The organism is uncultured Sphingomonas sp. (assembly GCF_964244235.1).
GTDB lineage: Bacteria > Pseudomonadota > Alphaproteobacteria > Sphingomonadales > Sphingomonadaceae > Sphingomonas.
On sequence record NZ_CAXTII010000079.1, the window covers coordinates 1 to 12,487 of the forward strand.

At 67.1% G+C, this 12,487-nt stretch carries 15 protein-coding genes; 12 read left to right on the forward strand and 3 right to left on the reverse strand.

Features of this window, described 5'->3' with window-relative positions:
- Both ACFE7D_RS11930 and ACFE7D_RS11935 read right to left on the reverse strand, forming a co-directional pair.
- Positions 1 to 674, reverse strand: a 674-nt coding sequence (locus ACFE7D_RS11930; RefSeq protein ID WP_375395636.1) for an AAA family ATPase, incomplete at its 3' end; no start/stop codon positions are given.
- A 90-nt stretch (positions 675 to 764) separates the two neighbouring features.
- Positions 765 to 1,370, reverse strand: coding sequence for a J domain-containing protein (locus ACFE7D_RS11935; RefSeq protein ID WP_375395637.1), 606 nt, complete (start codon positions 1,368 to 1,370; stop codon positions 765 to 767).
- A 38-nt stretch (positions 1,371 to 1,408) separates the two neighbouring features.
- Between ACFE7D_RS11935 and ACFE7D_RS11940 the strand changes: the two genes are divergently transcribed.
- The 6 genes from ACFE7D_RS11940 to ACFE7D_RS11965 are packed head-to-tail and all read left to right on the forward strand — an operon-like array spanning position 1,409 to position 5,042.
- Positions 1,409 to 1,699 carry a BolA family protein gene (locus ACFE7D_RS11940; RefSeq protein ID WP_375395638.1) on the forward strand — a complete coding sequence of 97 codons (291 nt, stop codon included), beginning with the start codon at positions 1,409 to 1,411 and terminating at the stop codon, positions 1,697 to 1,699.
- Positions 1,696 to 2,409, forward strand: a complete 714-nt coding sequence (locus ACFE7D_RS11945) for a glutathione S-transferase (RefSeq protein WP_375395639.1) — start codon at positions 1,696 to 1,698, stop codon at positions 2,407 to 2,409. Before ACFE7D_RS11940 ends, ACFE7D_RS11945 begins: the two co-directional genes overlap by 4 nt.
- Positions 2,363 to 2,866, forward strand: a complete 504-nt coding sequence (locus ACFE7D_RS11950) for an NUDIX hydrolase (protein ID WP_375395640.1) — start codon at positions 2,363 to 2,365, stop codon at positions 2,864 to 2,866. Before ACFE7D_RS11945 ends, ACFE7D_RS11950 begins: the two co-directional genes overlap by 47 nt.
- Positions 2,856 to 3,755, forward strand: coding sequence for a pirin family protein (locus ACFE7D_RS11955; protein WP_375395641.1), 900 nt, complete (start codon positions 2,856 to 2,858; stop codon positions 3,753 to 3,755). The genes ACFE7D_RS11950 and ACFE7D_RS11955 overlap by 11 nt, the downstream gene beginning before the upstream one ends.
- Positions 3,752 to 4,126, forward strand: a complete 375-nt coding sequence (locus tag ACFE7D_RS11960; RefSeq protein WP_375395642.1) for a VOC family protein — start codon at positions 3,752 to 3,754, stop codon at positions 4,124 to 4,126. Before ACFE7D_RS11955 ends, ACFE7D_RS11960 begins: the two co-directional genes overlap by 4 nt.
- 34 nt (positions 4,127 to 4,160) lie before the next feature.
- A complete protein-coding gene (locus ACFE7D_RS11965; protein WP_375395643.1) occupies positions 4,161 to 5,042 on the forward strand; it encodes an alpha/beta fold hydrolase in 882 nt (293 codons plus the stop codon).
- Positions 5,043 to 5,212: 170 nt separating this feature from the next.
- Here ACFE7D_RS11965 and ACFE7D_RS11970 read toward each other — a convergent pair whose 3' ends face one another.
- A complete protein-coding gene (locus ACFE7D_RS11970) occupies positions 5,213 to 6,313 on the reverse strand; it encodes a DUF2332 domain-containing protein (RefSeq protein ID WP_375395644.1) in 1,101 nt (366 codons plus the stop codon).
- A gap of 64 nt (positions 6,314 to 6,377) precedes the next feature.
- Here ACFE7D_RS11970 and hisG point away from each other — a divergent pair, with 64 nt between their 5' ends.
- The 6 genes from hisG (at position 6,378) to ACFE7D_RS12000 (ending at position 12,407) form a co-directional block, all read left to right on the forward strand.
- Entirely contained in the window at positions 6,378 to 7,037 is a 660-nt protein-coding gene (gene hisG, locus ACFE7D_RS11975; protein ID WP_375395645.1) for an ATP phosphoribosyltransferase, read from the forward strand.
- Between the two features lie 148 nt (positions 7,038 to 7,185).
- Positions 7,186 to 8,481, forward strand: a complete 1,296-nt coding sequence (gene hisD / locus ACFE7D_RS11980) for a histidinol dehydrogenase (protein WP_375395646.1) — start codon at positions 7,186 to 7,188, stop codon at positions 8,479 to 8,481.
- Between the two features lie 53 nt (positions 8,482 to 8,534).
- On the forward strand, positions 8,535 to 9,800 hold the full coding sequence (locus ACFE7D_RS11985) for a carbohydrate porin (protein WP_375395650.1): 1,266 nt from the start codon (positions 8,535 to 8,537) through the stop codon (positions 9,798 to 9,800).
- Positions 9,801 to 9,858: 58 nt separating this feature from the next.
- Positions 9,859 to 10,314: a transcription antitermination factor NusB gene (nusB, locus tag ACFE7D_RS11990; RefSeq protein ID WP_375395647.1), complete on the forward strand. Its 456-nt coding sequence runs from the start codon at positions 9,859 to 9,861 to the stop codon at positions 10,312 to 10,314.
- 47 nt (positions 10,315 to 10,361) lie between these two features.
- Entirely contained in the window at positions 10,362 to 11,798 is a 1,437-nt protein-coding gene (locus tag ACFE7D_RS11995; RefSeq protein ID WP_375395648.1) for an AMP nucleosidase, read from the forward strand.
- Between the two features lie 72 nt (positions 11,799 to 11,870).
- Positions 11,871 to 12,407 (forward strand): hypothetical protein, encoded by a 537-nt coding sequence (locus tag ACFE7D_RS12000; protein WP_375395649.1) that lies wholly within the window; start codon positions 11,871 to 11,873, stop codon positions 12,405 to 12,407.
- The last annotated feature ends 80 nt before the right edge of the window (positions 12,408 to 12,487 follow it).

Here is a 12,487-nt window from a genome sequence, read left to right on the forward strand (position 1 = left end):
AGCGTGACGACGATGTTCCAGCGGTCCATCTGGCCCTGGTTGATCTGCTGCGTGCCATGATACAGCCCGCTGGTATCGCCCAGGCCGACCGTATTGGCGGTGGCGAACAGGCGGAACCAGGGATTCGGGCGGATCACCCGGTTCTGGTCGAGCAGCGTCAGCTTGCCCTCAGTCTCCAGCACGCGCTGGATCACGAACATCACGTCCGGGCGGCCCGCATCATATTCGTCGAATACCAGGGCAGTCGGCGTCTGCAGCGCCCAGGGCAGCAGTCCCTCACGGAATTCGGTGACCTGCTGCCCGTCCTTCAGCACGATCGCGTCGCGGCCGACCAGATCGATCCGGCTGATATGCGCGTCGAGGTTGATGCGGATGCACGGCCATTTCAGCCGCGCCGCGACCTGTTCGATATGCGTCGACTTGCCCGTGCCGTGATAGCCCTGGACCATCACCCGGCGGTTGTGCGCGAACCCCGCCAGCACCGCGAGCGTGGTGTCCGGATCGAATACATAGGCCGGATCGAGATCGGGAACGCGCTCGTCGCTTTCCGAAAACGCGGGGACTTCCATGTCCGAATCGATGCCGAACATATCGCGGATCTTCACGACGCGGTCAGGCGCTTCGAGAATCGTCGTTTCCCGACTGTCGGGCATCGTGTTGGGGATGTCGGTCATTATCGCCTCGCCTGTGGCCTGACGCCTTAGGGCAACGACCGCCCCCGCTTCAACCATCCAGCGCGAGTCCGACCCATCGAGTGACCCTTGTCATGCGAACGCCGGTGCCTGACGCAGCTGCTGGTACGCCGCGATCACCTGTTGCAGCATCGTCTCATGCGCCCGGTCGCCGCCGTTGCGATCGGGGTGATAGCGGCGAACCAGTTCGCTGTATCGCCTGCGCAGCGCCATCCGGTCCGCATCCGCCGCGAGGCCGAGGACCTTCAGGCTCGCGCGGTCCTGTCCCGATAAGGGCTTGCCGTCGGACCGCTCCGGCGCGGTCTCGCGGCGGAAGCGCGCGCCGATGGCGTCCAGCGGGTCGCTGAAATCGGTCCAGCGCGGCGGACGGTCCGCGCCGCCATGCGCGAACGCCCGCGTTTCCCGCTCCCATCCCGCCAGCGGCCGCTGCGCGTCGTGGATTTCGTCCACGCTCATCCCGTCGAAGAAATTATACCGCGAATTGAACGCGCGGACATGTTCCAGGCACATCCAGCGATACGGGCGCGGTCCGTCCGGGCCACCCGTACCCTCCGCCGGCGGCGCGCGGAATTCGCCGGGTTCGTCGCAGCCCGGATGGGCGCAGCGCTGACCGGTATTCTCGACCCGGCCATGGAAGCGCGGGCTCGGTCTTTCCTTCTTTTCGTTTTCCCCCGACACCGGGTCCCCGCTCCGACAAAAGGCGCTATATAGGCGCGATGAACGCCACTTCTACAGAACCGCTCGTCGACACGATCGCTGATCGCCTGACCAGGACGCTCGCTCCGTCGCATCTCGCCGTGTCGAACGACAGTGGCCAGCATGCGGGGCATATGGGCGATGACGGCACGGGCGAGACGCATTTCTCCGTCGCGATCGAAAGTGCCGCGTTTTCGGGGCGCAACCGCGTGGAAAGACAGCGTATGGTCAATCACGCGCTGGCCGATCTGCTAGCTACGCGAATCCATGCGCTCGCCATCAAGGCGCGCGCGCCGGAGGATGCGCGATGAGCTACCAGCTTTGGTATTGGCCCTCGATTCCCGGCCGTGGCGAATTCGTCCGGCTGCCGATGGAGGCGGCGGGTATCGCCTATGAGGATTGTGCGCGTCTGGCCGATGACGAGGGACAGGCATTGCTCGCCGACATGGCGGCGCGCAGCGGCCGAACGCCGTTCGCGCCGCCCTATCTGGTCAACGACAGGTTGGTGATCGCGCAGGTGGCCAACATACTGATGTACCTGGGCGAGCGCCACGACGTCGCTCCGTCGAACATCGCCGACCGCCTTTGGCTGAACGAATTGCAGCTGACGATCGCGGACATGGTCGCGGAGGTGCACAATGTCCATCACCCGGTTGCCGCGATGGCCTATTATGCGGACCAACGGCCCGAGGCATTGCGCGCCGCCGAGCAGTTCCGCGCGGAACGGATGCCCAAATTTCTCGGATATTTCGAGCATGCGGTGATCGCCAATCCCGGCGACTGGCTGATCGATCACCGCTGGACCTATGTCGATACGTCGTTGTTCCAGCTGGTCGCGGGGCTTCGCTACATGTTCCCGAAGCGGATGGCGACGCTTGAGCCGGACTATCCGAACGTCGTGCGGATTCACGATCAGGTCGCCGACCTGCCGGGGATCCGCGCCTATTCGAAGAGCGATCGGCGGCTCGCGTTCAATGAGGACGGCGTGTTCCGCCATTATCCCGAACTCGACGCGGCGTGAGGGCGCGCGCGTGAGAGCCCCCCGCCCCGCCGCACGAATCCTGCTCGTCGATGGCATAGGCCGAGTCCTGCTGTTCCGCTTCACGCCGGACGATCGACCGACTTTCTGGTGCACGCCGGGCGGCGCGGTCGATCCGGGCGAAAGCTACGAAGCGGCAGCGCGGCGTGAGCTGCGCGAGGAAACCGGGATCGATGCCGATCCCGGTCCCGAGATCGCGCAGCGGCAGGTCGAATTCCGCACGATCGAGGGCATCGACGTCAGCGCCGACGAGCGCTGGTTTCGCATCGACGTCGGCGCGGTCGATATCGATTCGTCGGGGCATACCGAACTCGAACGCCGGGTCATGACGCAGTGGCGCTGGTTCACCCGCGACGAGCTGGCTGCGCATGACGAGCGATTCTATCCCGAGGATCTGGCCCAGATGCTGAACGCCACGGAGCGCGCGCATGTTCGGTGACTTCATCGAACAGGAAATCCTGCCCGTCACGCACGATCTGGGCGGGTTCAAGGTTCACCGCACGCTCCCCGCCAAGGCGCGGACGATGGTCGGGCCGTTCCTGTTCTTCGACCAGATGGGGCCGGCACATCTGCCGCCCGGCCAGGGCATCGACGTGCGCCCGCATCCGCACATCAACCTTTCGACCGTCACGTACCTGTTCGACGGTGCGATCGACCACCGCGACTCGCTCGGCACCGCCAGGCGGATCGAACCCGGTGCGGTGAATCTGATGACCGCCGGGCACGGCATCGTCCATTCCGAACGATCGCCGGGCGACGAGCGGAGCGATGGCCCGGTCCTGTCGGGTATCCAGACATGGCTCGCCTTACCCGATGCGCTGGAGGAGACCGATCCGGCATTCGAACATGTCGCCTCCGCCGGCCTGCCGATCATCGAGGCGAACGGTGCGCAGGCGCGGATCGTGATGGGATCGCTATGGGGCGCGACCGCACCGACGACCGCGCTGGCGGGGGCGATCTATGCCGACATCGTCCTGCAATCAGGGGCCGCCGTGCCGATCGACGCCGCCGCTGACGAGCGTGCGCTGTACCTGGCGAAGGGTGAAGCGACGCTTGAGGGCGCGCCGTTGACGCCGATGACACTGTACGTGCTGCGTCCGGGCATCGCGGCGACGTTGCGATCGGCGAACGGTGGCCGCGCGATGCTGTGCGGCGGCGATGCGTTCGCGACGCCCAGGCATGTGTGGTGGAATTTCGTCTCCAGCCGCCGCGACCGGATCGCCGAGGCCAGACGCGCCTGGATGGCGGGGGATTTCCCACGGGTGCCGGGCGATGCGCATGAGTGGATCCCGATTCCGGAGGTGCCGAAGACGGTGAGCTATCCGTGACGAACCCGACGCTTCGCCCGCATGCCTATGTCCTCGCCGTTCACGACCTTGCGGCGTCGACTATGTATTTCACCGAGACGCTGGGCTTCACGAAGGATTGGAACGACGGCGACAATTGGCAAGCGGTCATTCGCGACGATGTGCGTTTGATGATGGGGCGTTGCCCCGATGCCATTCCGGCGTCGGCGCTGGGCGACCACAGCTATTTCGCCTTTATCGCGACCGACGACGTCGATGCGCTGCATACCGAATTCGCGTCTCGCGGTGCCTGTATCCTCGCCCCGCCCGCGGACAAGCCCTGGGGCTGGCGCGAGATGCCGATCGCGACTCCCGAAGGGCATCGTATGATGTTCGCGACGTGGGTCGGCTGATAGGGACGGCTTCCCGAGAATGGCAGGAGATAGAATGACCGACGACCTGCAACGCATCGCTTTATCCACCGGCATCGAACTCGACGTCCAGATCACCGGCGACCCCGCCGCCCCGCCGATCATCCTCCTTCACGGCTTCCCCGAATCGCATCGAACGTGGCGCCACGTGGTCCCCGACCTCGCCCGCGACCATTACGTTATCGCCCCGGACCAGCGCGGCTATGCCCGCTCGTCGAAGCCCGAGGGCGTAGAGAACTACACCCCCGACAAGATCGTCGCCGACCTGATCGCGCTGGCGGACCATCTCGGCATCGCCAGATTCACGCTGGTCGGCCACGACTGGGGCGGCGCGGTGGCGTGGATGGCGGCGCTGCAACACCCGGACCGGATCGCGCGGCTGGTGATCGTCAACGCGCCGCACCCGCTCGTTTTCCAGCGCACCATCTTCGACGAGCCCGCGCAGCGCGAGGCGAGTCAATATATCCGCGCGTTCCGCAATACCGATCTGGAGGCGCATATCGAGACGATCGGGCTTTCGTCTTTCTTCGACGGCAGCTTCATGAAACACACCGACTTCGCGAAGATCGCGGACGAGAAGCCCGTCTATCTCGACCAATGGGGTCAGCCCGGCGCGATGACCGCGATGCTGAACTGGTACCGCGCCAGCGCCATCCAGGTGCCGGCAATGGACGAGACCCCGCCCCGCCCCGCCTTTCTCGACGCGCCCTTTCCGCCGACGAAGATACCGGTGCTGGTGATCTGGGGGGTCGAGGACAAGGCCTTGTTGCCGAGCCAGCTCGAGGGGTTGGACGCGTTGGTACCGGACCTGACGGTGGTGAAGGTCGATGCGGGGCATTTCGTGCCGTGGGAGAATCCAGGTGCGGTGATCGACGCGATCCGGGGGTGGGCGGGGTAGAGAATGCCGCACCGCCCCTATCCCCACCCCGGCGAAGGCCGGAGCCCAGTTGCGATACGATATTGGGTGTGGGAGTCCCGCGCCAACTAGAGACGGTGCAACTGGGCCCCGGCCTTCGCCGGGGTGGGGATGAACGCTCGGCTTGCGCTCCGCATCCCCGCGCGGAATAATCAAACCCTAACCGTCGCCCCTTCCGGCAACGCGATCCCGGCATCCTCCGCATCGGGCGCGCGAGAGTCGATCCACGCTGCATGCGCATGCGCCGTCGCCAGCACCCGCCAGCCATCGTCCCCCGGCCAGCCGCGCATCCGGACGACCTGGTGGCCGAGCGACCGGTCCGGCTCCATCGACACCCAGGCCAGCGGCCGTTCCATCGTCGCCCGTGCCCCCGCCGCTGCCATCGCCGCGCGAATGCGATCGGCGACGGGCTCGGGCAGATATTGCCACACCACCGAGTGGATCAGGACGCGCGTGACCCCCGCCGCCTGCGATTCCGTCAGCCGCGCCTCGATCCAGTCCGCCGCATCGGCCTGCACCAGATCGACCGGCCGTTCGCGCAACATCGCGATCGCGCCTTGTACGCGGGCCAGCCGCTCGGGTGCCTCGGCCCAGATGAACGCAGCCAGCCGCGCCTCGACCGCGGGATCGGTCGCATCCATCGGCTTAACGTCGCAGCCGCGGACGGAGACGATCCCGACCGGCACCGACGGCGGTGCCGGCCCGCGCCAGTCGGGCACGATCGACACCGGCGCATCCGCCGGCCCGATGACCGTGCCGCCCAGATCGATCCGGAAGCGATCGATCAGCAGGTTCAGCCCGGCGCTCGATCCGATCTCCAGCACCTCCAGCTTCGGCCCGAATCGCGCGGCGGTGGCGATCAGTCCGGTCATCAGCGCGGCCGACCGACCGGGCTCGTTCGTCTGTGGCGGCCCGTCTAGCCAGGGATACAGCGCATCGTCATGGTCGCGCAGGACTTCGGTCACGACCGCGGCAATCCGGGCGGGCCCGGCGATCCGACCGGCAAACATTTCCGCCAGGTCCGCATCCGCCCCCGCCAAAACGAGCGCATGCAGCGCACCGATCAGCCGAAGCGGCACTGCATCGCGCGTCGGCTCGCCCGGCCAGTCGAGCACGCGCGCGCCGGTACGGGTTTCCCGCGTCAGTCCGTCCGCCAGCGCGGCGCAGACCTCCGCATAGATCGGCGAGGCGTTCGCACGGCAATAATGTTCCTGGATGCGAAAAGCGCCGCGATTGGTATCTTCGGTTGCCATCCTGCCCTCCTGTTGGCGGGCCATGTTGCACCCGCCCCTCCCCCCCCGTAAAGCCCCGCGGGAAATGGCCACCCCCATCATCATCGCGGTCCCCAAGGGACGCATTCTGGCGGAGGCGATTCCGTTGCTGGCGGCGGCGGGCGTACGGCCCGAGTCCAGCTTTATGGACGAAGGCAGCCGCGCGCTCCGCTTCGCGACCGACGTGTCCGGCATCGAACTGATCCGCGTGCGCGCGTTCGACGTCGCGACCTTCGTCGCGCACGGCGCGGCGCAGATCGGTATCGTCGGGTCCGACGTGCTTGCCGAATTCGCCTATTCCGAACTCTATGCGCCGGTCGATCTCGGCATCGGTCATTGCCGGCTGTCGGTTGCCGAGCCCATCGACATGGCCGCTACCGACGACCCACGCGGATGGAGCCATGTCCGCGTCGCCACCAAATACCCGCACGTCACCGCCGCGCATTTCGCGGCGCGGGGCGTGCAGGTGGAATGCGTGAAGCTGAACGGCGCGATGGAATTGGCACCGACCCTGGGGCTGGCACCGCGGATCGTCGATCTGGTGTCGTCTGGGCGGACGCTTGCCGAGAACGGGCTGGTCGAGGTCGAACGGATCATGCACGTGACGTCGCGGCTGGTGGTGAACCGCGCGGCGATGAAGACGCGGCCCGAGGTCGTCCCGCTGGTCGAGGCGTTCCGGCGCGCGGTTGGGGTGGCGGCGTCGTGAGGACAGCCTTCTCCTGCTCCCCCTCCCGTTTACGGGTGGGGGCCGGGGGGTGGGCGCTCCCCATCCGCATGTCCACCGCCAGCAGAGAGCGAGCGCCCAACCCCAACCCCAACCCCAACCCCTCCCGCTCGCGGGAGGGGAGGAAGAAGTGATCCGCCTCCACACCACCGCCGCCGACTTCGCCGCCCGCTTCGCCGCGCTGGTCGAGGATCGCCGTGAATCCTCAGCCGACGTCGCGCGCGATGTCACCGCAATCATCGCCGCCGTCCGCGGCGACGGTGAGACCGCAGTCGCCGACCTGACCCGCCGCCATGACCGCCACGACCTCGCCACCACCGGCTGGCGGATCGCGCCGGAGGACTGCGCCGCAGCGTTCGATGCGCTCGACCCGGACCTGCGCGCCGCGCTCGAACTCGCCGCCACCCGCATCCGCGCCTATCATGAGAAACAGCGCCCGGTGGACACCGACTATGTCGATGCCGCCGGTGTCCGCCTCGGTGCGCGGTGGCGCGCGGTGGATGCGGCGGGGATCTACGTGCCCGGCGGGCGCGCGGCCTATCCGTCGTCGCTGTTGATGAACGCGATCCCCGCGCGGGTCGCAGGGGTCGGGCGGTTGGCGATGGTCACGCCGACGCCGGAGGGGCAGGTCAGCGCTCTCGTCCTCGCCGCGGCGCACCTGGCGGGCGTCGACGAGGTATGGCGGATTGGCGGCGCGCAGGCGATCGCGGCGCTTGCCTATGGCGCGGGCCCGATCGGGCCCGTCGATATCGTCACCGGCCCCGGCAATGCCTGGGTCGCGGAGGCGAAGCGGCAGGTCTACGGCGTCGTCGGGATCGACATGGTCGCCGGACCAAGCGAGATCGTCGTCTTATCGGACGGGCAGAACGACCCGGAATGGATCGCCGCCGACCTGCTGAGCCAGGCCGAACACGACGTCACCACGCAGTCGATCCTGTTCACCGACGACGATGCCTTTGCCGACAAGGTTGCCGCGGCGGTCGATCGGCAGCTGGACACGCTCGCCACCGGTACGACGGCGCGCACCGCGTGGGAGGCCAATGGTGCGATCGTCGTGACGTCGACGCTCGAGGACGCCATGCCGCTCGTCGATCGTCTCGCGCCCGAACATCTGCAACTCGCGGTCGACGATCCGCAGGCCTTGTTCGACCGCGTCCGCCACGCCGGGTCCGTGTTCCTCGGCCGTCACACGCCCGAAGCAATCGGCGATTATGTTGCGGGGCCCAACCATGTCCTCCCCACCGGCCGCCGCGCGCGGTTCGCGTCGGGGCTATCGGTGCTCGACTTCATGAAGCGGACCAGTTTCCTCGGGCTCGACGAAGCCGCGCTACGCGAACTCGGCCCGGCGACGGTAGCGCTTGCGGAGGCCGAGGGCCTGCCCGCGCATGCGCGCTCGGTCGCGCTCAGGCTGCGGCTGAACCGGTGATCCGCGCGGCGGCGATCGTCGCAGCGGGGATCGTTCTCGCGGCGGGCTCGGCGATGGCACAGGATATCGCGCCGGTGGCCGAGGACCAGACATTCGCGGTCCACGGCCAGGCGACCTTCGTCGCGCAGGGTGTCGTCGGGTTTGCTTCGCCTTATGCCGGCACGAACAGCCTGACGCCGCATCAGGTGAAGGAAACCTTCGACGCAACCGCCTTTATCGGCGTGCACCCCTGGGCGGGCGCGGAATTATGGGCGAACCCCGAGATCGACCAGGGTTTCGGCCTGTCGAACACGCTCGGCGCGGCCGGCTTCCCCAGCGCGGAGGCGTACAAGGTCGGCAAGGCGTCGCCCTATTTCCGGCTGCAACGCCTCTTCTTCCGCCAGACCATCGGGCTGGGCGGCGAGCGGCAGGTGGTTGAATCAACCCCGAACCAGCTCCGCGGCAGCCATGACGCCAACCGCATCGTCCTGACGATCGGCAAGTTCGGCGTCGGCGACGTGTTCGACACCAATGCCTATGCGCACGATCCGCGCGGCGATTTCCTCAACTGGTCAGCCGTGGATGCTGGCACCTTCGACTATGCCGCAGACGCGTGGGGCTACAGCTACGGCGTGTCGGGCGAACTTTATACGGGTCCGTGGACGTTCCGGCTCGGCGGGTTCAACCTGTCGAAAATCCCCAATGGCGAGACGCTGGAAACGGGCTTCGGCCAGTATCAGGTCGATGCCGAGGTCGAGCATCGCCATATCTTTGCCGGACGCGCGGGCGCGGTGCGGGTGACGTTCTTCCGCAACCGCGGGCAGTTCGGCCGGTTCGACGATGCGGTCGCCCATGCGCTGGCGACGGGCGGGCCCGTCGACCCCGTCCCCACCCGCCGCCGTCTGACGCGGATCGGCGCGAATGTGAACGCCGAGCAGGCGTTGACCGGCGCGTTCGGGCTCTTCGTCCGCGCGGGTTATGCGGACGGATCGATCGAGCCGTACGACTTCACCGATATCGACCGCACCGCCCAGGTCGGCGGCGCGCTGTCGGGCAAGGGCTGGGGCCGCGCGAACGACCGGGTCGGGCTGGCGCTTGTCGTCAACGGCATCTCCGCCGCGCATCGGCGCTATCTGGCGGCAGGCGGGATCGGGGTGCTGATCGGCGACGGACGTTTGCCGGATGCCGGGGCAGAGCAGATCGCGGAACTCTATTATGATCTCGCAGCGCCGAAGGGCATCAATCTGACGCTCGACGCGCAGCATATCGCCAACCCCGGCTACAACCGCGATCGCGGGCCGGCGAACGTGCTGGCGGTACGGCTTCATGGGGGGTTTTGACATTACGTTGCCGTCGAGGGGGTGACGCGCACGCCTCCAGCGCCTAAAGCGCGCCCGGATGTCCCGCAGCGCCACCCGATCGAAGGCCCGCGCCGCCGCGCGGCTCGCCGCCGTCCAGGCGCTCTACCAGCATGAGATGGAGGGTATTGCGGTCACCGCGCTGCTCCATGAATTCCATCAGCACCGGATCGGCGCGACGATCGAGGACGTCGAATATGCCGAGGCCGATGCCGATTTCTTCGATGATATCGTGAAGGGTGCGGTCGCGCGGATCGGCGAGATCGATGTCGCGATCGAGGGGAAGCTGGCGAAGGGCTGGACGCTGCCACGGCTCGACAAGCCGATGAAGGCGATACTGCGCGCCGGCACTTACGAACTTCTGGCACGGGCGGATGTGCCTGCGGCGGCGGTGATCACCGAATATGTCGATGTCGCCCACGCGTTCTACGAACGACGGGAATCGGGCTTCGTCAACGGCTTGCTCGACGCCATCGCCAAGCAGGTCCGGACGTAGCACCAGCCGCGCTTGCCAGTGTCATACGCGCCCGGTAGCCCGGGGCGATGACCATCGCTGCCACCATCGTCGCCGAACTCGATCGCCTGTACCTCGCCTCCGTCGCCCGTCTGCAGGCCGCGCTGAGCGCCTATCTGAGAGACGGCACCGTTCCCGAAGCGGCAGCGCGCACCGGTGGATCGTTCGCCTATCCCGACATCCGGCTGATCTTCCGTGGCGGCGATGATCGCCCGACCCCGCGTCGTTCGTTCGGACGGCTTGTGCAGCCCGGCGAGTATCGGACCAGCGTCACCAAGCCGGGGATGTTCGCCGATTACCTGACCGAACAGCTGACGCTGCTGATCGAGGATTACGACGTGTCGGTCGAGGCGGTGCCCGGCCGGCAGGAGATCCCGTTTCCCTATGTGCTCGACACCGGCCACGCGCTGAGCCTCGATGCGGTATCGGCCAGCGAGCTGGCGCGGCATTTCCCCACGACCGAACTGGCGCATATCGGCGACGAGATCGCGGACGGATTGTGGAGCTCGCCCGACACCGCGCGGCCGCTTGCGCTGTTCGATGCGCTGCGCACCGACTTCTCGCTCGCACGCCTCCGGCACTATATGGGTACGCCCGCGGAGCATACGCAGCGCTTCGTCCTGTTCACCAACTATCACCGCTATGTCGATGAATTCGTTCGCTGGGCGGCGGGACAGCTGGGCGACGGCAGCCGCTTTACCGCGCTGTCGGGGGCGGGCAATGTCGTCATCCGGCCGGGGGACGACGCGGACGAGCTGATCAACGACAGCGCGTGGCGGCGGCACCAGATGCCCGCCTATCACTTGATGGCACCGGATCGGACGGGGATCACGCTCGTCAATATCGGCGTCGGGCCGTCGAATGCGAAGACGATCACCGATCATCTGGCGGTCATCCGGCCCGAGGCGTGGCTGATGATCGGGCATTGCGGCGGGCTTCGTCCGTCGCAGCGGATCGGCGATTATGTCCTGGCGCATGCCTATCTGCGCGACGACCATGTCCTGGACGACGTGCTGCCCCCCGAAATCCCGGTGCCCGCGATCGCCGAGGTGCAGGTGGCGATGGCGAAGGCGGCGGAGATCGTGTCGGGGCAATCGGGCGAGGAGCTGAAGCGGCGTCTTCGTACCGGCACCATCGTGACGACGGACGACCGTAACTGGGAACTGCGCTATTCGCGGTCGGCGCTTCGCTTCTCGCTGTCGCGCGCGGTCGGGATCGATATGGAGTCGGCGACGATCGCAGCGCAGGGATACCGTTTCAGAGTACCTTACGGGACATTGCTGTGCGTGTCCGACAAGCCGCTGCACGGCGAGCTGAAACTGCCGGGACAGGCCAACCGGTTTTACGAACGCGCGATCAGCGAGCATATGCGGATCGGGATCGAGGCGTGCGAACAATTGCGGTTGGAGGGTGCAAAATTGCATAGCCGCAAGCTGCGTGCGTTCGACGAGCCTCCATTCCGCTAGCGCCAGGCAGGCAATTGAACCAAGCTATGACGGTTGCGTTACGCATCCGGAATCACTTTCAGGGAGAGCAGCATGGCCGACACACCCGAAACGCCGAAGACCGACGCAGCGGCTGCCAAGCCGAAGACGACGCCCCGCCGTGCGCCACGCGCGACGACGGCCAAGACCGGACCCAAGCCATCGACCGCGAAGACAGTCGTCGCGAAGGCGACCGCCGCGGTGAAGGCCGCGCCGGAAGCAACGATCGAAGCCGTCAAATCCGTAGCGGATACGGCGCGAAAGACTGCGACCGGAAAGACGCCGAAGCCCCGCTCCACGAAGCGCGCGACACCGCACGCATCGGCAAAGTCGCCGACCACGAAGCGTGCCAAGGGCGCATCCACCGCATCGGAGAAATCGGGTGGCAGCTGGGGCAAGGCGGCGGCGGTCGCCGGCGGCGTCGCCGCGATCGGCGCAGCGGCGACTGCGGCGCTGCTGTCTTTACGCGGCAGCACGCCCAAGGCGGCGGAGAAAGCCAAACCCGATAAGGGCGCGCATCAGATCGACGGCAGCGATTCTTCCAGGTCGTTCGAGGCGGGCGTCGCCGACGAGGGGACGGTCCCCAACTAAACGCGGGGAGCGACGTGCCGGCGTCCGCTCTAGGCTGTGGTGACGATTTAATTATTTGAGCCATAGCATGATGCTGGCGA